The sequence below is a fragment of the Pseudomonas sp. YQ_5 genome (assembly GCF_043103305.1).
Taxonomy (GTDB): Bacteria; Pseudomonadota; Gammaproteobacteria; order Pseudomonadales; family Pseudomonadaceae; genus Aquipseudomonas; species Aquipseudomonas putida_Y.
In genome coordinates this window covers 49,611-72,965 of record NZ_JBICJS010000080.1, presented here as the reverse complement: position 1 = coordinate 72,965, position 23,355 = coordinate 49,611, and the positions used below count along the sequence as shown (strand labels likewise).

Sequence of the window (23,355 nt, the reverse complement as noted above, 5' to 3'; positions counted from 1 at the left end):
ATTTTGTACTCATACCTGCAAGCGTTTGCCGCAGCTTCAGCCACGACGTTCCTCCTCCCGCAATGTCAGCACCTCATACCCACCCTCAGTCACCGCCACGGTATGCTCCCACTGCGCCGACAGGCTGTGGTCACGGGTAATCACCGTCCAGCCATCCTTCAGCGTGCGCGTCCCACGCCCACCCTGGTTGATCATCGGCTCGATGGTAAACACCATGCCCGGTTTCAGTTTCATGCCCATGCCACGTTGGCCAATGTGCAGCACCTCTGGTGCTTCATGCATCTGCTGGCCAATACCGTGCCCGCAATACTCGCGCACCACGCTGTAACCCGCCGCCTCGGCATGTGCCTGCACGGCATGGCCGATATCGCCCAGCGTGGCTCCGGGGCGCACCTGCTCGATGCCTTTCCACAGTGCGTCATAAGTAGTGTCGACCAATCGCCGGGCTTCTTCGCTGATTTTGCCGATGCCATACATCTTCGACGAATCGGCAATGTAGCCGCCCTGTTCCAGAGTGATGTCGACGTTGATGATCGAGCCTTCCTTGAGTACCTCATCGACCTTGGGGATGCCGTGGCATACCACGTGGTCCACCGACGTATTGAGCGAGTAAGGGAAACCGTACTGGCCTTTGCTTGCAGGCCGTGCCTTGAGCGTATCGACGATGAACGCCTCGGCGCGGTCGTTGATCTGCATCGTGGTCACACCGGGGCGGATGAAGCTGTCGAGTTCGGCGAACACCTGGGTCAGTAGCTGGCCGGCGCGGCGCATCAGGTCGAGTTGGGTGGGGGTCTTGAGGATCACCTGGGACATGGGGGGAGGGTAGTTGCTCATGCTGGAAATTGCCCCAGCATAGCGCCAGCGGGTACCGGCTTGCCACCGCATGGTGCGTAGCCTGTGCAGGCCTCTTCGCGGGCGTGCCTGCTTCCATAGGTACGGCGCCGCCCTCAGGCCTTGCGATATCCCTGTGGGAGCGGGCATGCCCGCGAAATGGCTGGTATAGCTGGCCCATAAATTGCTGATTTACCCTCATCCCGGGCTATCAACGTCGACAGCCCTCACCACTTCACGACAAAGGCGCCGTGTTGCCCCGCGTGCATCAGCATGCCGAGGCAGCCGGCGCCTTTTTGCGTTTTTCACAGGAGCCCGCCCATGGCCAACAGCCAAGTACGCAGCGTCTGCCCCTACTGCGGCGTGGGCTGCGGCATCGTCATGAGCGTTGCCGATGGCAAGGTCGGCAAGATCAGCGGCGACAAGCTGCACCCGAGCAACTTTGGCCGCCTATGCACCAAAGGCCTCACCGCACATCTGCCACTGAGTGCCAGCGGGCGCATGGCCGATGCCTACGTGCGCCAGCAACGCAGCCAGCCGCCAGTGCGCACCAGCATGGACCAGGCCATCGCTGCCACCGCCGAGCGCCTGCGCGGCATCATCGACCAGCACGGCCCGGATGCCGTGGCGCTGTATGTGTCCGGGCAAATGTCGCTGGAGGCCCAGTACCTGGCCAACAAGCTGGCCAAGGGCTTTATCCGTACGCGCCACATCGAGTCCAACTCGCGCCTGTGCATGGCCAGCGCCAGCAGTGGCTACAAGCTGTCGCTTGGCGCTGATGGCCCACCTGGCAGTTACCAGGACTTCGAGCACGCAGACGTATTTCTGGTGATCGGCGCCAACATGGCCGACTGCCACCCGATCCTGTTCCTGCGCCTGCTTGACCGGGTCAAGGCCGGCGCCAGGCTGATCGTCGTCGACCCGCGGCGCAGCGCCACGGCCGACAAGGCCGACCTGTTTCTGCAGGTGCGTCCCGGCAGCGACATGGCCTTGCTCAACGGCCTCTTGCACCTGCTGCATCGCAACGGCCACACCAACCCCGACTTCATTGCCCGCCATACCGAAGGCTGGGACGAACTGCCGGCCTTCCTCGACGACTACACCCCCGAGCGCGTAGCCGCCATCACCGGGCTGGCCGAGGCCGATATCATCAAGGCCGCCGAATGGATCGGCAGCGCCAACAACTGGATGAGCTGTTGGACCATGGGCTTGAACCAGAGCATTCACGGCACCTGGCACAGCAACGCCATCTGTAACCTGCACTTGGCCACGGGGGCTATCTGCCGCCCCGGTAGCGGCCCGTTCTCGCTGACCGGCCAGCCCAATGCCATGGGCGGCCGCGACATGGGCTACATGGGCCCTGGCTTGCCAGGCCAGCGCTCAGCGTTGGTGGAAGATGACCGCGCATTCGTCGAACGACAATGGCAACTTCCACCCGGCAGCCTGCGCAGCGAGGGCGGCGAGGGTACGGTGGCGCTGTTCGGGCAGATGAAAACCGGTGAAGTGAAAGCCTGCTGGGTCATCTGCAGCAACCCGGTGGCCAGTGTCGCCAACCGCCAGCAAGTGATCGACGGCCTGCGCAAGGCCGAACTGGTCATTACCCAGGACGCCTTCCTCGACACCGAAACCAATCGCTACGCCGACATCCTGCTGCCGGCCGCGCTGTGGGCCGAAGGCGAGGGTGTGATGATCAACAGCGAGCGCAACATGACCCTTATGCCACGCGCTGTCGAGCCGCCCGGGCAAAGTTTGCCGGACTGGCAGATCATTGCCCGCGTGGCGTGTGCCATGGGCTATGCGGACGCCTTCGACTACCCCAATGCCGAAGCGGTGTATGAGGAAATACGCCGCTTCCACAACCCCTCAACCGGTTATGACCTGCGCGGTATCGGCTATGCCGAATTGCGTACGCAGCCGCGCCAGTGGCCCTGTGCGCCGGGCAGCCAACAGCAGCGCAGCCCGCTGCGCTACCTCAACGACGGCAGCAGCCAGGCGCTCCTGCTCGATGCCCAAGGTGGGCGGCCGGCACTGGCTTTCCCCACCGCCAGTGGCAAGGCGCGCTTCTTTGCGCGGCCCTGGTTACCGGCAGCGGAATTGCCGGACGATGACTACCCCATGGTGCTGAACACTGGCCGTGTGCAGCACCAATGGCACACGTTGACCAAGACCGGCAAGGTGCCGGCACTGAACAAGCTGGAGCCCGGCCCCTACCTTGAGATTCATCCCGAGGATGCTGCCCGGTTGGGTGTCGCTGAAAAGGACCAGGTGGCCGTTCGCTCGCGTCGGGGGGACGCCGTGCTGCCGGCGCGCATCAGTGACCGGGTCATGCCGGGCAACTGCTTTGCGCCGTTTCACTGGAATGACCTGATCGGCGAGCAATTGGCGATCAATGCCGCGACCTGCGATGCGGTCGACCCGCTGTCGCTGCAGCCTGCCTTCAAACACTGCGCCATAGCCTTGGAGCGGGTCGCAGGCGAGCGCATCGACGCCCTTGATCTGAACACTGCCACTGTAGAGCCTGTCCGCATGCCGATCGCCACCCTGTCCCGTCTGCTTGGTCTGCACACCCTGCCGGTTCCGGTGCTGGCCGAAGAAGAGCGTCATTACCTGCAAGGTTTCCTGCTGGGCCTGGACCAGGCCCGCGCCGAGGGCGTACCCCGCCTGCCAGCCAGTGCGCCGCTGGCTGCCAGCCGTCGTTTGTTTGTCGACGGTTTGCTGGCCGGGCTGTTCGCCCAGCCTGCAACTGCGCCCATCGCGGCACAGGCCGCGCCATGGCATCAGGTGCTGTGGGCCTCGCAGACCGGCACTGGTGAGCAACTGGCCGAACGCTGTGCCGCGCGCCTGCGCGATGCTGGTCTGAACGTGCAACTCAGTTGCCTGGAGGTGGTCAGTCCAAGCCAGCTGCAGGGCGCTGCCAGTGTGGTGTTGATCGCCAGCACCTTTGGCGATGGCGACGCGCCCGACAGCGGCGCGGCATTCTGGCAGGCCTTGCAGGGTGAGGAGGGCGCTCACTGCGCCGGGCTGTCCTATGCCGTACTGGCCCTGGGCGACTCCAGTTACGACCAGTTCTGCGGTTTTGGCCGCAAGCTCGACCAGCGCCTGGCCGAGCTGGGAGCGCGGCGCCTACTGCAACGGGTGGACTGCGAGCCAGACTTCGACGAAGCCTTTGCCGGCTGGCTCGAAGCGCTATTGCCTGCACTGGGCAGTGCTGCGGCACCACCACCGGCGAGTGAACCTGCACCCTTGGCGGTCTATAGCAAGCAGCAACCCTGGATGGCCACTGTGCTGGAAAACCGCCTGCTCAATGGCCCCGGCGCCAGCAAGGAAACCCGTCAGTTGGTCTTCGACTTGGGCGGAAGCGGCTTCAGTTACGCTGCCGGCGATGCCCTGGGCGTATGGCCGCGCAACTGCCCGGCCCTGGTAGAAGAGCTGCTGACGCTGATGCAGCTCGATGGCCAGGCGATGGTCGAGCTTAAAGGTCATTGCGCCATGCCATTGGCCGAAGCCCTGCAAGCACATCTGGAAATTGCCAAGGTCACTGCGCAGCAACTGCAGGCACTTGCCAGCAATGCGCCTGACCTGCAGCGTTTGCTGCAGCCCGAATGCAAGGCCGAGCTGCAAGACTGGCTGTGGGGCCGGCAGTTGGTCGATGTGCTGCGCGCCTTCCCTCAGCAATTGTCGCTGGCCAGCTGGCTGGAACTGCTCAAGCCATTGCAGCCGCGGCTCTATTCGATCAGCTCCAGCCCGCTGGCGCACCCAGGTCAGGTGCATCTGACGGTTTCGACGGTGCGTTATGGCGAACGCAAAGGCGTGTGTTCAAGCTTCCTTGCCGACCGTGCGCAGGTGCAGAAGGTGGCGATCTTCCCGCAGGTGTCGAAGCACTTTCGCTTGCCCGAGGACGACGGCGTGCCGGTGATCATGGTTGGCCCGGGTACCGGCATCGCGCCGTTCCGTGCGTTTCTTGAAGAGCGAGCAGCACGGGGGGCAAAAGGCGGCAACTGGCTGTTCTTCGGCGAGCAGTACGCAGCGACCGATTTCTATTACCAGGAGCAGTTGCAGGCCTGGCAAGCGGCAGGACACCTGCGGCTGGACACCGCGTTCTCGCGGGACCAGGCCGAGAAGATTTATGTGCAGCAGCGCATGCTCGAGCAGGGTGCGCAGCTGTGGCAGTGGCTGCAGGCGGGGGCGTACTTCTATGTCTGTGGCGATGCCCAGCGCATGGCCAGGGATGTAGATACGGCGTTGCGGGTGATCGTCGCCGAGCATGGCCGGATGGATGCGGCGGCGGCGGCGGCTTATGTCGAAGGCTTGAGCAAGGCCAGGCGTTATCGGCGCGATGTGTACTGACGTGCTCCAAGATGGGGTGTTGTGCACCTTGAATGTGCATTGGCTGGGCGGGCCCAGCGCAAGTGTAGGAGCGGGTTTACCCGCGAAGAGGCCGGCACAGGCAACCCAGGCATCCCGCGCAGCCCAATTGGCACGCTCCCTGCTTAACCTCGGATACAACAAAGCCCCCTGATCAACGGCGATCAACCCGGGCCCCCTACCGTGATGAATACAGGCAAAGGCGCCTGGAGCTTCGGCTCCAGGCGCTTTTTTTTTGATCGAGGATCGGCTTATGAAGGCAACAGCGAGCAGCGGGCAACGAGAGCGACTGGTCATCGTCGGCAACGGCATGGTCGGCCACCATTGCGTCGAACAACTGGTCAGTCGCGGCGCCCTGCAGCGCTTCGAGGTGCGGGTATTCGGCGAAGAGCGCCAACGCGCGTATGACCGCGTGCACCTGTCCGAATACTTCGGCGGCAGCTGTGCCGAAACCCTGGCCCTGTGTGAGCACGATTTCTACGACGCCAATGGCGTGCACCTGCACCTGGGTGAGGCCGTTCTGGAGATCGACCGCGAGCGCCGCGAAGTCGTCACTGTCGAAGGTTGTTACGGCTACGACCAACTGGTGCTGGCTACCGGCTCCTATCCCTTTGTGCCGTCAATCGAAGGCTCCAGCGGCAATGCCCGCCTGGTCTACCGCACCCTGGACGACCTCGATGGCATTCGTGCTGCCGCAGCCGGTGCCCGCCGAGGGGTGGTAGTCGGCGGTGGCCTGCTTGGCCTGGAAGCGGCCAACGCCCTCAAGTCGCTGGGGCTGGAAGCCCACGTGGTGGAGTTCGCCCCACGGCTGATGCCGGTACAGCTGGACGGCGAGGGCGGTGCCGCGTTGAAGGCGCAGATCGAAGCGCTGGGTGTGGGGGTGCACCTGTCGCGCGCCACCCAGTCGGTCAGTGCCGGTGAAACCTACCGCTACCGCATGAACTTCGACGGCGGTGAGCACCTGGAAACCGACCTGATCGTGTTCTCCGCCGGTATCCGCCCACAGGATGCACTGGGCCGGGGCTGCGGCCTGGACATTGCGGCGCGCGGTGGCGTGGTCATCGACAACCACTGCCGCAGCAGCGACCCACGCATCTTCGCCATTGGCGAGTGCGCCTCGTGGAACGGCAGCGTGTTCGGCCTGGTCGCCCCGGGCTACAGCATGGCGCGCAACCTGGCTGGGCTGCTGATGGGCGAGGCGGCGGTGGCGTTCACCGGCGCCGACATGTCGACCAAGCTCAAGCTGCTGGGGGTGGATGTCGGTTCGATCGGCGATGCCCACGGTGCCACGCCGGGCGCGCGCAGCTATCGCTTCATCGATGAAGCCAACAGCGCTTACCGCCGTTTGGTGGTGGATGCCAGCGGCAAGCACGTGCTCGGCGCGGTGCTGGTCGGCGACAACAGCTATTACGACACCCTGTTGCAGTACGCCCAGAACGGCATCGCCCTGCCGGCCGACCCGGCAGCGCTGATCCTGCCGCAAGGCGGTGGTGCGCCGGCCTTGGGCGCCGATGCGCTGCCCGACAGCGCGACCATCTGCTCCTGCCACAACGTCAGCAAGGGGGCGGTGTGCGCCGCGATCGACAGTGGCTGTAGCGACTTGGCTGCGGTCAAGGGCTGCACCAAGGCCGCGACCGGCTGCGGCGGTTGCGCGGCCCTGCTCAAGCAAGTCTTCGAGCACGAACTGACGGCCCGCGGCGTGGCGGTGGACAAGAGCCTGTGCGAGCACTTTGCCTACACCCGGCAGGAGCTGTACGGGTTGGTGCGGGTGGAGGGTATCCGCACCTTCAGCGAACTGCTCGAGCGCCATGGCAAGGGCTATCTGGGGTGTGACATCTGCAAGCCGGCGGTGGGCAACATCCTTGCCTCGTGCTGGAACCAGCCGATCATGGACCCGGCGCTGGTACCGCTGCAGGACACCAACGACACCTTCATGGCCAACATGCAGAAAAACGGCACCTATTCGGTGGTGCCGCGCATTCCCGGTGGTGAAATAACCCCCGACAAGCTCATCGTCATCGGCCAGGTGGCCAAGAAATACGACCTGTACACCAAGATCACCGGTGGCCAGCGCATCGACCTGTTCGGCGCCCAGTTGCACGAGCTGCCGCTGATCTGGGGCGAACTGATCGAGGCCGGTTTCGAAACCGGCCACGCCTACGGCAAGTCGACCCGCACGGTGAAGTCTTGCGTGGGTAGTACCTGGTGCCGTTACGGCGTGCAGGACAGTGTCGCCATGGCCCTGCGCCTGGAAGACCGCTACAAGGGCCTGCGCAGCCCCCACAAGCTCAAGTTCGCGGTATCGGGTTGCACCCGTGAATGCGCCGAGGCGCAGAGCAAGGACATCGGCGTTATCGCCACCGACAAGGGTTGGAACCTGTACGTGTGCGGCAACGGCGGCATGCGCCCGCGGCATGCCGAGCTGTTCGCCACCGACCTGGACGACGAAACCCTGGTACGCCTGATCGACCGCGTGCTGATGTTCTACATCCGCACGGCCGACAAGCTGCAGCGCACCTCGGTGTGGCGTGAAAACCTGGAAGGCGGGCTGGACTACCTGAAGCAGGTGATCATCGACGACAGCCTGGGCCTGGCGGGCGAGCTGGAAGCGCAGATGCAGCATGTGGTCGACCAGTATGAATGTGAGTGGGCCAATGCCCTCAATGACCCGGAGAAGCTCAAGCGCTTCCGCACCTTCGTCAACGACCGTCGTGCTGACCCGGACGTGCACTTCGTGCGCGAACGCGAACAACGCCGGCCCGCTGCACCGCTGCACCTGATCCCAACTGTCGAGGAGGCTGTCTGATGAACCTGGCCAATGCTGCTGTGAACACGCAAGAAAACTGGCAGGCGGTGTGCCAGGCACAAGACCTGGTGGCCGACTCTGGCGTCGTGGTTTGGCTCGATGGGGCCCAGGTGGCGTTGTTCTACCTGCCGGGGCAGGCGCAGCCGCTGTACGCGGTCGACAACCGTGACCCGCGCTCCGGTGCCAATATCATCGGCCGTGGGCTGGTGGGCAGTGTGCAGGGCGAGCTGGTGGTGGCGGCGCCGTTGTACAAGCAGCACTTCAGCCTGCTGAGTGGGGAGTGTCTGGAGGATGCCGGGCAGCGGTTGCGGGTATGGCCGGTGCGGTTGAAGGGGGAGGCGGTGGAGCTGGCGGTGGCTTGATAGACCGCTGGGGGGCGCGACGCAATACCGCTCCCACAGGTACCGCGTTGCAATCGAGAGAGGCGCATTCCTGTTTGAGCGGCGGGCCTGCGAATAGCAGGAAGGTGCTTATTGCAACTGGCATATTCGCCAGTACATTTGTTTCTATCAAGTGTCCACAATGGGGGTAATGTAGGAGACAAGGGCAACTGACAACCATGGCCATAACCAGATCTACAACCCAAATGTATTTCTATGGACGCAATGGCGTGTCAACGCTAGTCAGCGGAGATGAATTTATCACCTGCATGCGTTTTGATACGGGGCTATTAGCCATTCGCTCGTCAGCCGTTTCAACCAGAATTGTTGGCTGCGATGCACAAGGTTCGGTGCTCTCCGAAATTGGAAGCGCGGCTTGCGCTCATCGGTGTTTCTCTGTTTACGGGCTGGCGACACCTCGGCCGGTCAAGGATATTGGCTTCAAAGGTGAGCGCTGCGACATGTGGATGCAGTGCTACGCTCTGGGAAATGGTTACCGTACCTACAGCCCCGTGTTGATGCGCTTTCAAAGTATCGATAACCAATCACCGTTTGGCAATGGCGGGTTGAATGCTTACGTCTTTGTCAAAGGCGATCCTGTCAACTTGAGTGACCCCAGCGGTCATTCACCAATCGCTGGAAATAATGGGGGTTTCTATTACAAAGGCCCCATCAAAGTGATTGAAGGTATGCGAGTTTTCCTCTCTCAGAATGATTCTGGAACGCGGGTTTTGAATATCGGGGCTCATGGTTTTACTGGTAGGATCGGAAGTCAGCGGGTCAACTATCCTGCGCGTACAGTTGTGCAGACCTTGCAAAAACATGGCTACGTCATGAACGGGCAGGAGACACATATACTGGCATGCAACTCCGCCAACGGCGCACCCTCCTTTATTCAAGACATGGCCAACATTACTCAGGCGCCCTCGACAGGCTATCGGGGCAGTTTGTGGACGGATGATAATCGGCCGGCCATGATCAATGGCAGCATGGACAATTACTGGGTCAAGCTGATCAAGACGATGGCTACTGATGATTCCGATTACGAGCGGTTCGCCTATGCGCCTGTCACGGTCAAACCGGAAATAGTGGTGCGCAAACCACAGGATGAGCCGAAAGACTTGGCCGCCAAGCTGAAGCAATGACCACCTGAAACCTTTATTCATGTGTTGTCTGTCCCGGCCCTTTCGCGGGTAAAACCGCTCCTGCGGGGATCGCTTCCCTTTGTAGGAGCGGGTTCACCCGCGAAGAGGCCAGCCAAGCTGACTACATAACTAACCCCTGCGGCGTGCGCCCGGCAAATACATCCACCATCTTGCCCATGCGCGTGCGCGTTTGCGCCGTAGCACTGGCCTGATGCGGCTGCAGCACCACATCTTCGCGCGCGATCAGCGCCTCAGGCGCCCGCGGTTCATCGGCAGACAGGACTTGTGGTTTCATCGGTCACTCCATCAGAAACAGGGGGCAGGCACGGCCAACGAACGGCATGTTGCTGGCCATCACGGTCATGTTCAGTAGTTTGGCCTCCAGCGGCACTGCAGCGTGCACCGCACCCTGGGTCATGCGCTCGGACAGCTCGGTCAGCGCGTTGCCGATGTCTACCTGGCTGTAGACGATGTTGCCCGGACGGCCATCCAGCGCCCTGGTCAGGCCCAGGACCGCATGCTGTCCAAAGCGGCAGACCCGGATACGCCGCAGGTAGCGATGCGGTAAGCTTGCTGCCATGAACCTCGACACCCGCATCAAATACCGCCACCTGCTGTGCTTCCTGGAGATTGCCCGGCAGGGCAGCCTGGCCAGGGCGGCCGATATCCTGTCGATCAGCCAGCCGGCGATTTCCAAGACCCTCAAGGAGCTTGAGGATCTGCTCGAGGCGCGCCTGTTCGAGCGTAGCCGCCAAGGTGTCGAGCTGACCCCGGCCGGCACCCGCTTCATGCGTTACGCCGGGCCCAGTGTGCAGGCGCTGCGCGATGGCGTCAGCAGCCTGCGCGGTGAAGCGCGGGCGCCGTCGCAGGTGCGCATTGGCGTGCTGTCCACGGTCGAAGGCCTGCTCATGCCCGAGGTGCTGTGCCGCCTGCATCAGCGCCATGAAGCGCTGGTGATCAGCGTGGTCACCGGGGTCAGCGCGCAGTTGCTAGGCCAGCTTCACCTGGGGGAGCTGGAACTGGTGGTGGGGCGCATGACCGACAGTCCGCAAATCCAGGGGTTGTCCTTCGAGCACCTGTACAGCGAGTCGATGAGCCTGGTGGTGCGCCCGGGTCACCCGCTGCTGGCCTGCACGCCCGTGGAGCGGGGGCAGGTGGGGCGTTACCCGCTGGTGCTGCCACCCGTCGGCACCACCATCCGCCAGCACGCCGACAGCCTGTTTGTGCAATGCGGCATCCAGATGCCGGCGCAGCGGCTGGAAACCCTGTCGCTGGCCCTGAGCCGGCGCTACCTGCTGGGCAGCGATGGCCTGTGGGTGGCGCCGCGTGATGCCGTGCTGCTCGACCTGCGCCGTGGTGAACTGGTCGAGCTTGACCTGGGTGTGCGCGAGCCGGGAGGGTCGGTGGGGATTTGCCGCAATGCCGCCTTGCCGTTGAGTTTGCCGGGGCAGTGGGTGGGCGAGGTGCTGCGGGAGGTGGCGGGGGAATATCGAGAGGGTCGGTATCCTTGAGGTTTTCGGGGGCTGCCTGCCCTGATATTTCCGCCCTCAGAACCCGCAGAAATAAAAGGCCACAAAAACCCGGCGAGCCCGGCACAAAGGGTCAATACTGGCCAATGGCTGCAACGCTTCGATGAAGAAGCTTTTAACGACTGAACTTCCTTACGAAAACCCGCTCCTATGCCGGTAGCCATTGGTCATGGCCGCCTGCTAAGCTCGCGGCTTTACCCTGATTGCCCTCATGGCGCATGAACAAGGAAATAGCATGAAACAGCATCGTTTGGCGGCTGCGGTTGCCCTGGTAGGCCTGGTACTGGCTGGCTGCGATCAACAAGCCAGCAGCCCCGAGCTGAAGACTCCGGCGCAGAAAGCCTCCTACGGTATCGGCCTGAACATGGGCAAGAGCCTGGCTCAGGAAGGCATGGAAGACCTTGATTCGAAAGCAGTCGCCCTCGGCATCGAAGACGCCGTTAGCAAGAAAGAACAACGCATCAAGGACGAAGAGCTGGTAGAGGCCTTCACCGCATTGCAGAAACGCGCCGAGGAGCGCCTGGCCAAGGCCAGCGAAGAAGCCGCCTCCGCCGGCAAGAAGTTCCTCGAAGAAAACGCCAAGAAGCCAGGCGTGGTCACCACTGCCTCGGGCCTGCAGTACGAAGTGGTCAAGAAGGCCGACGGCCCGCAGCCCAAGCCGACTGACGTGGTCACTGTCCACTACGAAGGCAAGCTGATCGACGGCAAGGTATTCGACAGCTCCGTCGAACGTGGCAGCCCGATCGACCTGCCGGTCAGCGGTGTGATCCCAGGTTGGGTCGAAGGTTTGCAGCTGATGCACGTCGGCGAAAAGTACAAGTTGTTCATCCCGGCTGAACTGGCCTATGGCGCACAAAGCCCAAGCCCGCTGATCCCGGCCAACTCGGTACTGGTGTTCGATCTGGAACTGATCGCCATCAAGGACCCGGCCCAGTTGCAAGGCGCCGAGCCGCAAGCCGAAGCCCCTGAAGAAGCACCTGCCAAGTAACATTGGCTGATTGTCGAAAACGCCCCACATTGATGGGGTGTTTTCGTTTGTGCCGATTGGACGAACCAGCAACAGCTGATACTGTCCGAAGAAATGCAGCGTGAAGAAGTAGGATGTTTCTGACGCAAATCGTTTGCGGCGCAGGTAGCCATGGCGTGAAACGACTGTGTAAAAAACGCCCGATCTGACTGGGCCCCTTGCCTGGCAGGCACCTGGGGTCGGAAACCTCGCCCTGTTCACAAGGTTATCCACAATAAATGTGGATAACCTTTTCCTCTCGGAGGCTCCATGAGCGCACCCTGGAATTTTGCCCGTTTCCTGCCATTGGCCGAGCGCCTGCTCAGCCGCGGTCGGTTGCCGGCCTTGCTGTTCGCGGTAGCGCGCAAAGGCCCGCGCCTCGGCCAACTGCGCGAAGACGTGAAGCTGCTGCAGTCGCTATGCCTGGCCTGGTGGAGGGGGGAGTACCGCGCCATCAGCCCCAAGGCACTGGTCACTGTCGTGGCTGGCCTGCTGTATTTCGTCAGCCCTATCGATGCCATCCCGGACTGGTTGCTGGGGGTGGGTTTCCTTGATGACATCGCGGTGCTGGGCTGGGTGCTGAAAACCGTGGCCGACGAGTTGGCGCGATTCAAGGCTTGGCGCGATAGCCAGGCACCCGAGCGGCTGCGCGTGGTCGAGCGCCTGCCGGCTACCCTGGAAGCGCTGCGGCTGGAGCGCAACAGCTGATGAAACTGGCCTGAATCTCACCTCAACTGCACAGACCTCGGAGTTGGTAATATAATTGGCATAAGGGTTATGCCTACGGATTACATGCTGTAATCCTTTTTAAAGGGGTTTGTAATGGGTATTCAGGTCATCAGCCGGGACGGTCAACCCGAGTACGCCGTCGTTCCCTGGGAGCAATATCAGGCGTTGCTCAGGGCTGCAGGGCAGGCACCTGTCGACGCGGCTTCCAGTGAGGCGCAGGGCGTTGTTGCCAGTGCACCTCTGCCAGCCTTCAGCGAAGTCGCCCATATTCGTCAGGCCAAGGGCATTGCCCCTGAGCAACTGGCGCGCAACGTCGGGGTGAGCCCGGCGTATCTGGCCATGATCGAATCGGGTGAGCGCCAGCCAGATGCTGCCATCCGCCGTGCCTTGGCCTGGCATCTGGGGGTGGCTGGCTGGAGCGAGCCATCATGAGCCAGGTCAGGATCAGCCGTCAGCACTGGGATAACCTGCTGGGTGAGCTTGACCTGGCCCGTCGTCAACGTCACTTGCTGACCTACCGAGCACTGATCGAGCGCTTGCAGTTGCCCAGCCCGGCCATGCAAACGCTGACTGCCGCGCTGGAATACCTGGCGGTGCTGGATGCCCGTGCCGAGCAGCCATTGCGCAGTTCGCTGGTGATCAGCCAAGGCGCCAGCCGTTTGCCGCGTACTGGGTTCTTTGAGTGTGTCGAGCGCCTGGGACGGTTTACCGGGCCGGTCGATGGCCTGGAGGCCGCCTCGTGGCATGCCTCTGAGGTGGTTCGGGTGTTCGAGTACAGCTATCCCGAAACAGCCTGAGTCGCTCCCGTTCCAGTCTATTCGCTACAGGTGGTGACCCTGCAGGAGCGGGTTGGCCCGCGGATAGGCCGGCACAGGCAGCGCATCTCTGTGAATCAACCCGCACACTCTGCCATCGGCATCCACCACTTCCAATGCCTCCAGGTGCTGGTGCCGGCCAAACAGCTCCAGCAGCTGCCCGATCGTGGCATTCAAGCGCACTGTCGGTTGTTCGGCCAGTGGCACCTGCGTCAGTGCTGGTAAAAGCCCGTTGTCGCGTACCCCCAGCTCCTGTGGCCGCCCTAGCAAGTAGCCCTGCACCAGGTCCACGCCCATCTCCACCAGCACCGCCAGCTCTTCCGCCAGCTCGATGCCCTCGGCAATCACTTGTGCCTTCGACGCTCGGGCGATCTGCAGAATGGAGCCAACAAACTCGCGCTTGAGCGGGTCACGGTGGATGCCGTCAATGAAGTGCCGGTCGATCTTCACGTATTCGGGGCGCAGCTCCGACCACAGGCGCAGGCTGGAATATCCCGCGCCCAAGTCGTCGATGGCAATCGAGAAGCCCATGTCGCGATAGTGGTGCAGGGCATTGGACAGCAGCTGGAAGTCGTCGGTGGGCGTGTGCTCGGTCAACTCGATCACCACCCGGCTTGGCGGCAGGCCAACCTGTTCGAGCAGTTTCAGGGTCAGGCCGGAGGGGTAGTGCGGCTCCAGCAGCGACTCGGGCGAGATGTTGAGAAACAGTTTGCCCTGCAGTTGCTGCTCGCTGAAGCGTCGGCAGGCGCTTTCTCGGCAAGCGGCTTCCAGCTCGGTCAGGCGGCCGGCCTGGCGGGCGATGGTAAACAGGTTGAGCGGCGCATGCAGTGGGCTGTTGGACGGGCCACGGCTCAGCGCCTCATGGCCGAACACCCTATGTTCACTCAGGCACACGATTGGCTGGAACAGACTGTGAATACTGCGTTGAGCCAGGATGGCACTCAAGGCACTGAGCTGTTCGGCAACGGTCATGACGTATTCCTGAAAATGAAAGGGCCGGGCATCTGCATGCCCGGCCCCCATATTTCACGACAGCACGATGACTGTTTGATGACAGGTCGCATTATTCTGCCATCATTGCTGACGTGCCTTACTTCTTGGCCACCTTGGTGCTGGCACTGAGGTAGTCGATCAGGATGCGACCAGTCTCGGCGAGGTAAGCGTCGTCTTCCGGTTTGGTGTTTTCATCCTCGACCGGCAGAGCGTCTTCGTCCTCTTTCTTCAGCTCTTTCAGCGGTTCTTCACCCTTGGCCTTGCGGCGGATGTTTTCCAGCGCCAGTTGCTTGGTCTCGATGCTGTCGTGGCGTGCACGGCGTTCCTGCTCGTTGAGGCTGACGGTTTTCTCGTTCATCAGCTTCTGGGTCAGGGCCAGGCGGTCGCGTATGTAGGTGAACTCGGCATCCTTGACGCTACGTGCCTCATGCTGCGCTTTGAGCTGGGCCAGGAACGGCCTGAACGGATCGGCGGCAGGCTTGACCACCGGGCGGATGGTGTCCCACGGCATGGCCTCTGGCAGGGCGCTCTCGCCGATTTCCTTGGTGTCGATGATCGATGGGTAGTCGATGTCCGGCAGTACCCCCTGATGCTGGGTGCTCTGCCCGGAAACCCGGTAAAACTTGGCCAGGGTCAGCTTCAGCTCGCCATGGTTGAGCGGCTGGATGGTCTGCACGGTGCCTTTGCCGAAGGTCTGGCCACCGATGATCAGCGCGCGGTGGTAGTCCTGCATGGCACCGGCGAAGATCTCCGATGCCGAGGCCGACAGGCGGTTGACCAGCAGTGCCAGCGGGCCCTTGTAGAAGGCCCCCGGGTTTTCGTCTTCCAGCACGTCGACGCGGCCGTCGCTGTTGCGCACCAGCACGGTCGGGCCTTTTTCGATGAACAGGCTGGTCAGCTCGGTGGCTTCCTGCAGCGAGCCACCGCCGTTGTTGCGCAGGTCGATGACCACGCCGTCGACTTTTTCTTTTTGCAGTTCGGTGAGCAGCTTCTTCACGTCACGCGTGGTGCTCTTGTACTCCGGGTCGCCAGCGCGGTAGGCCTTGAAGTCCAGGTAGAAGGCCGGGATCTCGATGATGCCCAGCTTGTAGTCACGCCCGTCCTGCTTGAGCTTGAGCACCGACTTCTTCGCCGCCTGCTCTTCAAGCTTCACCGCTTCACGGGTGATCGACACAATCTTGCTGGTCTGGTCGCTAGGCGCATTGCTGGCCGGGATGATTTCCAGGCGCACCACCGAGCCTTTCGGGCCGCGGATCAGCTTGACCACTTCGTCCAGGCGCCAGCCCACCACGTCGACCATTTCCTTGTTGCCCTGGGCCACGCCGATGATCTTGTCGGCCGGGGCCACCTGCTTGGTCTTGGCTGCCGGGCCGGCCGGCACCAGGCGCACGATCTTGACCTGGTCGTTGTCGCTTTGCAGCACCGCACCGATGCCTTCGAGCGACAGGCTCATGTTGATGTCGAAGTTCTCGGCGTTGTCCGGCGACAGGTAATTGGTGTGTGGGTCGTAGGACTGGGCGAAGGTGTTGATGTAGGCCTGGAAGATGTCCTCGGCACGGGTCTGGTCCAGGCGCGCGAGCTGGTTCTTGTAGCGCTTGATCAGGGTTTCCTGGATCTGCTTGGGTTCCTTGCCGGCGATCTTCTGGCGCAGCACTTCGTCTTTAACGCGTTTGCGCCACAAGTCGTCGAGCTCGGCCTGGTTCTTCATCCACGGTGCGTCCTTGCGGTCGATCAGCAAGGTTTCCTTGGTGGTGAAGTCCATCTTGTCCACGCCCTTGTTCAGCTCGGCCAGGGCGAAGTCCAGGCGTTGCTTGACGCGGTCGAGGTAGCGTTTGTAGATGGTGAAGCCCGGGTCCAGGTTGCCGCTCTTGAGAAAATCGTCGAATTGCGTTTTCCATTTATCGAATTCGGCAATGTCAGCAGCGGTGAAGTAGCTGCGCGCCGGGTCCAGCAGCTTGATGTAGCTGTCGTAGATAATGACCGAACGGGCATCGTCCAGGGGGGGCTTGCTGTAGTGGTGGCGCTTGAGCAACTCCACCACGTTGAGGCTGGCGACGATCTCGTCGCGGTCCGGCTGCAGGCTGTCCCACTTGTTGGCGGCCACTGCATTGCCGCCGAGCGTGAGGCTGCCCAGGCCGATCATCACAGCCAGTGCGGTGCTTGGAAGGAAATGCTTCATGCTGATTCGACGTGGAGGCAATTGATCACGCATAGTAGGCCGTCTTTTCCGTTGCCGGTTCCATGGAGCCGGGCAAATACTGCAAAAGGCCTGAGGTAAGCGACCTCAGGCCCAGTCATGATTCAACTATGGAGGCACTGTGAAGGCATTGCAAGGCGTTGACGGACATGTGGAGTGGGTCGAGGCCGAACGCCCGACCTGTGACGCGGGCCAAGTGCGCATTCGCGTGGCCGCTGCGGGGCTGAACCGCGCCGACCTGCTGCAGATGAAAGGTTTGTACCCGCCACCGCCGGGTGCCAGCCCGTACATGGGGCTGGAGTGTGCCGGGGTGGTCGAAGAGGTGGGGGCTGGTGCCGATTGGCGCGTGGGTGATCGCGTTTGCGCCCTGCTGGCCAGCGGCGCCATGGCCGAGGAAGTGGTGGTGGATGCCCGTCATGTGCTGCCGGTGCCCGAGGGCCTTGGCCTGCATGAAGCGGCAGCGTTGCCGGAGGTGTATGCCACCGCCTGGCTGAACATCTTCCAGCTCGGTGCAGTGAAGGCTGGCGAGAAGGTGCTGGTGCACGCCGGCGCCAGTGGCGTTGGCTCGGCCGCTATCCAGCTGTGCAAGGCGTTCGGCAGCCCGGTATGGGTCAGCGTCGGTTCGCAGGATCGTCTTGCCTACTGCCAGGCGCTGGGCGCTGCGGGTGGTGTGGTACGTAACGAGAACCTGGAAGCGCTGGAAGGTTTTGGCCCGTTCGATGTGATTCTCGACCCGGTGGGCGCCAGCTACGGTGAGCTGAACCTCAAACTGTTGGCCCGCGACGGTCGCTGGGTGATCATCGGCCTGATGGGCGGACGCAAGTTTGAGCTGGACCTGGCCCAAGTGCTGGGCAAGCGTCTGGAAATTACCGGTTCCACCCTGCGCAACCGTGACGACGGCTTCAAGGCCGAGCTGCTGAGCGAACTGCAGCAGCACGTATGGCCACTGTTTGCCGAGGGGCGGTTGTCGCCGCAGCTGGTCGATACCTATCCGGTGGAGTTTGCCCAGGCGGCGTATGCCGAGCTGGAGACCAACCAGGTGTCGGGCAAGCTGGTGATGGTGATCGACCCTAGCCTGGTGTAAGCAGGCCTGGCCTCTTCGCGGGGTCACTCGCGAAGAGGCCGGCACAGGCCATGAAGACCTTCAGCTCCAGCTCAGAATCGGCCACCCGTTGATCTCGGCATGCTCGCGCAACACCGCATCCGGGTTCACTACATGTGGGTGATCCACCTTCAACAGCAACGGCAAGTCATTCCTCGAATCGGAATAGAAACTCGCGCCCTCCAGGTTTTCCTGCTCCTGATCCAGCCACTCCAGCAATCGGGTGATCTTGCCCTCACGATAGGTCAGCACCCCGTGGGTCTTGCCGGTGTACACCCCGTTCACTGCCTCCAGCTCGATGGCCAGGTATTCATCCACGCCCAGTCTCGCGGCAATCGGCCCGACCAGGTGCGTACCCGAAGCGGAAATGATCAGGATGCGATCCCCACGCTTGCGGTGCTCGGCGATGCAGCGGCAGGCGTCACCGTAGATGATCGGTTCGATCACTTCTTCGACCCACGGTGTCACCAGGTGCTCGACTTCTTCCAGGGTGCGCCCGGCAATCGGCTCCAGGCTGAAAGCCATGTAGTCCTCCATCTGCAGGTGGCCCCTGCCATAGGCTTCCATCAGCTCATGGTCGCGGCGCAGGAAGTCCTTGCCGTCGACCCAGCCCAACCGGGCCATCTGCTCGCTCCACAGTGATGCGCAGTCGCCGTGGATCAGGGTTTCATCCAGATCGAAAATTGCCAGTGCCATTGTGGTGAGTCTCCTTAAGCCACTTCCCGCAGCGCAGTGGGGTCGATCGACACGCTTACCCGTTTCCCGTCCGCGTGCAAGTCGGCCGGCGAGCGGTTGAGCACATCGACCACCAGCTCCACTTCACGCACCCGCACCCGGTAGCGGATCACGTTGCCCAGCAGGCTGTGGCTGCGTACCTCGGCGTCAAGCTCGCCGTGCTCGCCAAGGGTGATCGACTCTGGGCGGATCGCCAGGCGGCTGGCCACCGGGCGCTGTAGCAGGCGGCTGGCGCTGTCGGCGTCGAGCAGGTTGTAGTTGCCGATAAAGCCGGCGGCAAACAGGTCCACGGGTGCGGTGTAGAGGGTTTCGGCATCGCCGCTTTGGACGATGCGCCCCTGGTTCATCAGGAAGATGCGGTCGGACATGGTCAGCGCTTCCTCCTGATCGTGAGTGACGAATATGGTGGTCAGCCCCAGTTCGCGCTGGATGGCGCGAATCTGCTCGCGCAGGTGCTTGCGGATACGCGCATCCAGCGCCGACAACGGTTCGTCGAGCAGTAGCAGGCGCGGGCGTGTGACCAGTGAGCGGGCCAGGGCCACACGCTGGCACTGGCCGCCGGAAAGCTGGTGTGGGTAGCGCCCGGCGAACTTGCCCAGCTCCACCAGCTCAAGCGCCTCGTGTACCCGCAGTTGGCTTTCATCGGCCTTGACCTTCTGCATGCGCAGGCCAAAGGCGACATTCTGCTCCACGGTCATGTTGGGGAACAGCGCGTAGCTCTGGAACACCATGCCGATGCCACGCTTTTGCGGGCTTAGCGGCACGATGTCGTGGCCGTCGAGCAGTATCTGCCCGCTATCCACCGAGGTCAGCCCGGCAATGCAACGCAGCAGGGTGGACTTGCCGCAGCCGGACGGGCCGAGCAGGGTGACGAATTCGCCGCGTTCGATGTGGCAGTCGATACTCTCGAACACCGGGCTACCGGCGTAGCTTTTCTGCAGTTTCTGTACGCTGACGAAGCTCATGTCAGGTCTTGTCCTTGTTCAGGCGGTTGGCGACCCAGGTCAGTACCAGCACGAAGGCGAAGTAGGAGATCACCAGTGCGCTGTTGAAGTGGCCGCTGCTGTTGCGCATGTTGTTCAGGTACACCTGCAGGGTCTCGTAGCGGGTGCCGACCAGCAGGTTGGCAAACACGAATTCGCCGAACAGGAACGAGAACGACAGCAGCAATGCCACCATCAGGCCCTGGCGCAGGTTCGGCAGCACCACCAGCAGTGCGGCCTGCCAGGTGCTGGCGCCAAGCAGTTGCGCGGCGTCCATCAGGTCGCGCAGGTTGATGGCCTGAAGGTTGTTGGTGATGGCCCGGTACATGAACGGCAGGGCGATGGTGAAGTAGCAGCCGATCAGGATCCACGGTGTGCCGACCATGGCCATCGGCCCGCTGCCATACAGTTGCAGCAGCCCCACCGACGACACCACCGGCGGCACCGCAAAAGGCAGCAGGATGAGGATGTTCATCAGCGCGTCGAGCCGCGGGAAGTGGTAATGCACCACGAACAGCAGTGGCAAGATCAGCACCACCGACAGCAGCAGTGCGCCAACGCACACCAGCAGCGACTGGCCGAAGGCCGCAAGGAAGCGCGGCTCGCTCCACAGCGCCGCATACCACTTGAGGGTCAGGCCACTGGGCAGCAGGCTCGCCGACCAGCTGGTGGCCAGCGAGTAGAGGAGGGTGCCGGCCAGGGGCAGCAGCAGGATCAGGAACAGCAGGTAGACCACGAGGCGGTGGTACCAGCCGCCGGAACGGATGTCAGCGCGCATGGTAGCTCCTTTTCAGCAGCCATTGATGCACCACCGTGACCAGCGTCATCAGCCCCACCAGCACCATCGCCAGGGCGCTGGCCAGGTTCGGATCGAGGCTGATGTCGCCCGCCACCAGGCCGGCGATGCGGATTGGCAGTACGTTGAAGTTGCCGGTGGTCAGTGCGTACACGGTGGCGTAGGCGCCGAGGGCGTTGGCCAGCAGGATGACGAAGGTGCCCAGCAGTGCCGGGGCCAGTACCGGCAGGCCGATGTGTCGCCAGTACTGCCAGTGGTTGGCGCCCAGCAGCGCGGCTGACTCGCGCCAGTCTTCGCGCAGGGCATCGAAGGCGGGGTACAGCAGCAATACGCCCAGCGGGATCTGGAAGTAGGTGTACACCAGGATCAACCCGCTTTTGGAATAGATACTGAAGTCTTCCAGCAGGCCGACCTGCTTCAGCAGCAGGGTCAGCGCGCCGTTGAAACCGAGCAGGATGATGAAGGCAAAGGCCAGCGGTACGCCGGCAAAGTTGCTGGTCATGTTGGCGAAGGCGCTGACGAAGTCGCGCAGCTTCGAGTCCACCTGGCGCAGCGAGTATGCACCGAGGGTAGCGATGACGATGCCGAACACGCTCGACCAGAAGCTGATTTCCAGGCTGCGTTGCAACGCCTGCAGGTAGAACTTGGAGGCGAACACCTTGCTGAAGTTGTCGATGCCCCAGCCGGCTTCCGATTGCAGGCTGTTGATCGCCACCCAGGCCAGTGGGGCGACCTGGAAGATGACGAAGAACACGGCGAACGGCAGCAGGCAGAGCAGGGCCAGGTAGCGGCCACGTATGCCGCCACTCACTTCAGCAGCTCCCGGCAAACCGTCTTGTCATGCGCGGCGCCCAGCAGTTCACAGATGGTGCCGCACAGTTCGGTCTGCAGCGGCTTGGCGGCCGGGTCCAGGCTGAAGGCGTCGCCGAAGACGAACAGCGGCACCTCACGTTCTTCAGCCAGCAGGCCGTTGTGCGAGCGGTCGTTGTTCATGCCGTGGTCGGCGGTGACCAATACCTGATAGCCCTCCTCGAGCCAGCCGGGCAGGTAGTCGGCCAGCAGGATGTCGACGCTGCGCGCAGCGTTGCGATACTGGCTGCTGTCCAGGCCGTGGCGGTGACCCACGTCGTCAACGCTCATCGGATGCACCAGCAGGAAGTTGGGTGCGTGGCGGCGGCGCAGGTACTCGCCATCGGCCAGAAGGTGCGAATCGGGGTAACGGTCGTCCCAGTAGAACAGCCCGTGCTGGATCGGCAGCTTTGGCGCGTGGGTGTGGCGGTCACGCTGCGGGTCGAAGGGCGAGCGGTTGTACAGCTCGCTCATCCAGTGGTACGCGGCCGCTGCAGTGCCCAGATTGGCCTCGCGTGCGTAGTGAAACACGCTGCGCTGGTTGGACAGGCGGTTGATGTTGTTGTGCACGATGCCGCTGTCGATTGGCGGCACGCCGGTAAGAATGCATTCGTACAGCGGCCGCGACAGCGATGGCAGCTCGCATTCCACGCGGTACAGCGCGGCACGGTCGGCCTCGACGTAGGCGTGCAGGTGGCCCATCGCGTGGTGGGCGACCTGGTAGTTGAGGCCGTCGAGCAGGACCAGGATGACGTTGTGTTGCATGTTTTCTCCAGTCATGAACCGCGTTGGCACCTTCGCGGGTAAACCCGCTCCTACATGTATCGCGTATCCCTGTGTAGGAGCGGGTTTACCCGCGAAAGGGCCGGATCAGGCGCTACAAAGCCCGGCCCCTTACTCCATCTCGATGATCACCTGCTCCTGCCACATCTGCGGCAGTTTCTTCGAGGTGGCTTCCCAGGCCTCGGCATTCTTGATCGGCTGGGCGGCACCGTACTGGTCGTTGGGCAGCAGCTTGGCCTGCACATCCGCCGGCAGTTTCAGGTGCTCGGCCCGGATCGGCCGCGCGTGCCCCTTGGCCAGGTTGATCTGCCCGGCATCGCTGAAGATGTATTCACGGGTCAGTTTGGCCGCGTTGGGGTGCTTGGCGTACTTGTTGATGACCGTGGTATAGCCGGAAATCACCGAGCCGTCCGAGGGGATCAGCACTTCAAAACGCTTGGGATCGATCTGTTCACGGTAGCTCAGGCCGTTGAAGTCCCACACCACGCCAACTTCCACTTCGCCCTTTTCCAGGGTCTGGATGGTCGGGTTGGCCAGCGACAGGCGCTTCTGCTGCGCCAGTTTGGTGAACAACTGCAGGCCCGGCTGGATGTTCTGCTCGTCACCTTTGTAGGCGATGGCCGCAGCCAGCACACCGTTGGCGGCCTGGGCGGCGGTGCCGACGTCGCCAATGGCAACCTTGTACTTGCCTTTTTCCAGGTCATGCCAGGTTTTCGGCCGTTCTTCTTCCTTGACCAGGTCCTTGTTGATGATGAAGGCGATGGTGCCGGTATAGGCCAGCGCCCAGTGGCCGTCCTTGTCCTTGGCCCATTCCGGCACCTGGTCCCAGGTGCTTGGCTTGTAAGGCTGGCTGACGCCCTTGGTCACCGCGATCGGGCCGAAAGCGGCACCCACGTCACCGATGTCGGCGCTGGCGTTGTCTTTCTCGGCTTCGAACTTGGCCAGTTCCTGCGCCGAGCTCATGTCGGTGTCGCTGTGCTTGAGGCCGTACTTGCTGGCCAGGTCTTCCCAGGTGCCTTTCCAGTTGGCCCAGGCGTCGGGCATGCCCACGCTGTTGACAGTGCCTTCCTTGCGGGCGGCGTCTTCCAGGGCCTTGAGGTCAGTGCCGGCGGCCATGGCCGAGGTACACAACGCGATGGCCGAACCAAGCAGTGACGCCATGAAGAACTTTTTCATCCGAAGCTCCTTTGGGTGGGTGCCTTGCGATCATTATTCTGGGTAAAGCCGTTGCAAGCCTTTGACTGGCACCTTTGGTCTAGGTCAGCAAACCTTGAGCCAAGGTAGGCCGCTTGCGTGACAGTTTGATGTAGG

General features: G+C 62.6%; 19 protein-coding genes and 2 pseudogenes. 10 read left to right on the top strand and 11 right to left on the bottom strand.

What is annotated here, in order from left to right:
- Positions 1 to 36: 36 nt before the first annotated feature.
- On the bottom strand, positions 37 to 885 hold the full coding sequence (gene map / locus ACF8EA_RS18880) for a type I methionyl aminopeptidase (RefSeq protein WP_392522940.1): 849 nt from the start codon (positions 883 to 885) through the stop codon (positions 37 to 39).
- A 267-nt stretch (positions 886 to 1,152) separates the two neighbouring features.
- Between map and ACF8EA_RS18875 the strand changes: the two genes are divergently transcribed.
- The 4 genes from ACF8EA_RS18875 (at position 1,153) to ACF8EA_RS18860 (ending at position 9,527) form a co-directional block, all read left to right on the top strand.
- Positions 1,153 to 5,178, top strand: a complete 4,026-nt coding sequence (locus ACF8EA_RS18875; protein ID WP_392522938.1) for a molybdopterin-dependent oxidoreductase — start codon at positions 1,153 to 1,155, stop codon at positions 5,176 to 5,178.
- A gap of 271 nt (positions 5,179 to 5,449) precedes the next feature.
- Entirely contained in the window at positions 5,450 to 8,002 is a 2,553-nt protein-coding gene (gene nirB / locus ACF8EA_RS18870) for a nitrite reductase large subunit NirB (protein WP_392522936.1), read from the top strand.
- The gene (gene nirD / locus ACF8EA_RS18865; protein ID WP_103443854.1) at positions 8,002 to 8,364 is read left to right on the top strand and encodes a nitrite reductase small subunit NirD; all 363 of its coding nucleotides are present in this window, start codon (positions 8,002 to 8,004) and stop codon (positions 8,362 to 8,364) included. The genes nirB and nirD overlap by 1 nt, the downstream gene beginning before the upstream one ends.
- Positions 8,365 to 8,612: 248 nt before the next feature.
- Positions 8,613 to 9,527, top strand: coding sequence for an RHS repeat-associated core domain-containing protein (locus tag ACF8EA_RS18860; protein WP_392522934.1), 915 nt, complete (start codon positions 8,613 to 8,615; stop codon positions 9,525 to 9,527).
- 121 nt (positions 9,528 to 9,648) lie between these two features.
- Here ACF8EA_RS18860 and ACF8EA_RS18855 read toward each other — a convergent pair.
- A pseudogene (locus ACF8EA_RS18855) lies at positions 9,649 to 9,801 on the bottom strand (2-hydroxyacid dehydrogenase); the annotation flags it as partial.
- Between the two features lie 24 nt (positions 9,802 to 9,825).
- Positions 9,826 to 10,050 (bottom strand): annotated as a pseudogene (locus ACF8EA_RS18850) (hypothetical protein); the annotation flags it as partial.
- A 55-nt stretch (positions 10,051 to 10,105) separates the two neighbouring features.
- Here ACF8EA_RS18850 and pcaQ point away from each other — a divergent pair.
- The 5 genes from pcaQ to ACF8EA_RS18825 all read left to right on the top strand — a co-directional run bounded on the left by pcaQ (position 10,106) and on the right by ACF8EA_RS18825 (position 13,588).
- The gene (gene pcaQ / locus ACF8EA_RS18845) at positions 10,106 to 11,038 is read left to right on the top strand and encodes a pca operon transcription factor PcaQ (protein ID WP_392522932.1); all 933 of its coding nucleotides are present in this window, start codon (positions 10,106 to 10,108) and stop codon (positions 11,036 to 11,038) included.
- 253 nt (positions 11,039 to 11,291) lie between these two features.
- The gene (locus ACF8EA_RS18840; protein ID WP_010952765.1) at positions 11,292 to 12,044 is read left to right on the top strand and encodes an FKBP-type peptidyl-prolyl cis-trans isomerase; all 753 of its coding nucleotides are present in this window, start codon (positions 11,292 to 11,294) and stop codon (positions 12,042 to 12,044) included.
- 288 nt (positions 12,045 to 12,332) lie between these two features.
- Positions 12,333 to 12,770: a YkvA family protein gene (locus ACF8EA_RS18835; RefSeq protein ID WP_392522930.1), complete on the top strand. Its 438-nt coding sequence runs from the start codon at positions 12,333 to 12,335 to the stop codon at positions 12,768 to 12,770.
- A gap of 114 nt (positions 12,771 to 12,884) precedes the next feature.
- Positions 12,885 to 13,223: a multiprotein-bridging factor 1 family protein gene (locus ACF8EA_RS18830; protein WP_392522928.1), complete on the top strand. Its 339-nt coding sequence runs from the start codon at positions 12,885 to 12,887 to the stop codon at positions 13,221 to 13,223.
- A complete protein-coding gene (locus tag ACF8EA_RS18825; RefSeq protein WP_028698000.1) occupies positions 13,220 to 13,588 on the top strand; it encodes a hypothetical protein in 369 nt (122 codons plus the stop codon). The genes ACF8EA_RS18830 and ACF8EA_RS18825 overlap by 4 nt, the downstream gene beginning before the upstream one ends.
- Before the next feature lie 24 nt (positions 13,589 to 13,612).
- On the opposite strand, the gene ACF8EA_RS18820 is transcribed toward ACF8EA_RS18825, so the two are convergent.
- Together ACF8EA_RS18820 and ACF8EA_RS18815 are read right to left on the bottom strand one after the other, a co-directional pair.
- Positions 13,613 to 14,578 (bottom strand): EAL domain-containing protein, encoded by a 966-nt coding sequence (locus tag ACF8EA_RS18820; protein ID WP_021782485.1) that lies wholly within the window; start codon positions 14,576 to 14,578, stop codon positions 13,613 to 13,615.
- Positions 14,579 to 14,696: 118 nt separating this feature from the next.
- Positions 14,697 to 16,778, bottom strand: coding sequence for a carboxy terminal-processing peptidase (locus ACF8EA_RS18815; protein ID WP_172402795.1), 2,082 nt, complete (start codon positions 16,776 to 16,778; stop codon positions 14,697 to 14,699).
- 139 nt (positions 16,779 to 16,917) lie between these two features.
- Here ACF8EA_RS18815 and ACF8EA_RS18810 point away from each other — a divergent pair, with 139 nt between their 5' ends.
- Positions 16,918 to 17,880 carry an NAD(P)H-quinone oxidoreductase gene (locus ACF8EA_RS18810; protein ID WP_021782483.1) on the top strand — a complete coding sequence of 321 codons (963 nt, stop codon included), beginning with the start codon at positions 16,918 to 16,920 and terminating at the stop codon, positions 17,878 to 17,880.
- Positions 17,881 to 17,940: 60 nt separating this feature from the next.
- On the opposite strand, the gene ACF8EA_RS18805 is transcribed toward ACF8EA_RS18810, so the two are convergent.
- From ACF8EA_RS18805 to ACF8EA_RS18780, 6 genes are all read right to left on the bottom strand, one after another.
- Positions 17,941 to 18,594, bottom strand: a complete 654-nt coding sequence (locus ACF8EA_RS18805; protein WP_392522926.1) for an HAD family hydrolase — start codon at positions 18,592 to 18,594, stop codon at positions 17,941 to 17,943.
- Between the two features lie 14 nt (positions 18,595 to 18,608).
- Positions 18,609 to 19,598: an ABC transporter ATP-binding protein gene (locus tag ACF8EA_RS18800; RefSeq protein ID WP_021782482.1), complete on the bottom strand. Its 990-nt coding sequence runs from the start codon at positions 19,596 to 19,598 to the stop codon at positions 18,609 to 18,611.
- A 1-nt stretch (position 19,599) separates the two neighbouring features.
- Complete coding sequence (locus ACF8EA_RS18795; protein WP_021782481.1) at positions 19,600 to 20,394, bottom strand: ABC transporter permease; 795 nt, start codon at positions 20,392 to 20,394, stop codon at positions 19,600 to 19,602.
- Complete coding sequence (locus ACF8EA_RS18790; protein WP_103469327.1) at positions 20,384 to 21,223, bottom strand: ABC transporter permease subunit; 840 nt, start codon at positions 21,221 to 21,223, stop codon at positions 20,384 to 20,386. Before ACF8EA_RS18790 ends, ACF8EA_RS18795 begins: the two co-directional genes overlap by 11 nt.
- Positions 21,220 to 22,026 carry an alkaline phosphatase family protein gene (locus ACF8EA_RS18785; RefSeq protein WP_003252558.1) on the bottom strand — a complete coding sequence of 269 codons (807 nt, stop codon included), beginning with the start codon at positions 22,024 to 22,026 and terminating at the stop codon, positions 21,220 to 21,222. Before ACF8EA_RS18785 ends, ACF8EA_RS18790 begins: the two co-directional genes overlap by 4 nt.
- 129 nt (positions 22,027 to 22,155) lie before the next feature.
- Positions 22,156 to 23,220 carry an ABC transporter substrate-binding protein gene (locus tag ACF8EA_RS18780; RefSeq protein ID WP_252458973.1) on the bottom strand — a complete coding sequence of 355 codons (1,065 nt, stop codon included), beginning with the start codon at positions 23,218 to 23,220 and terminating at the stop codon, positions 22,156 to 22,158.
- Positions 23,221 to 23,355: the final 135 nt, after the last annotated feature.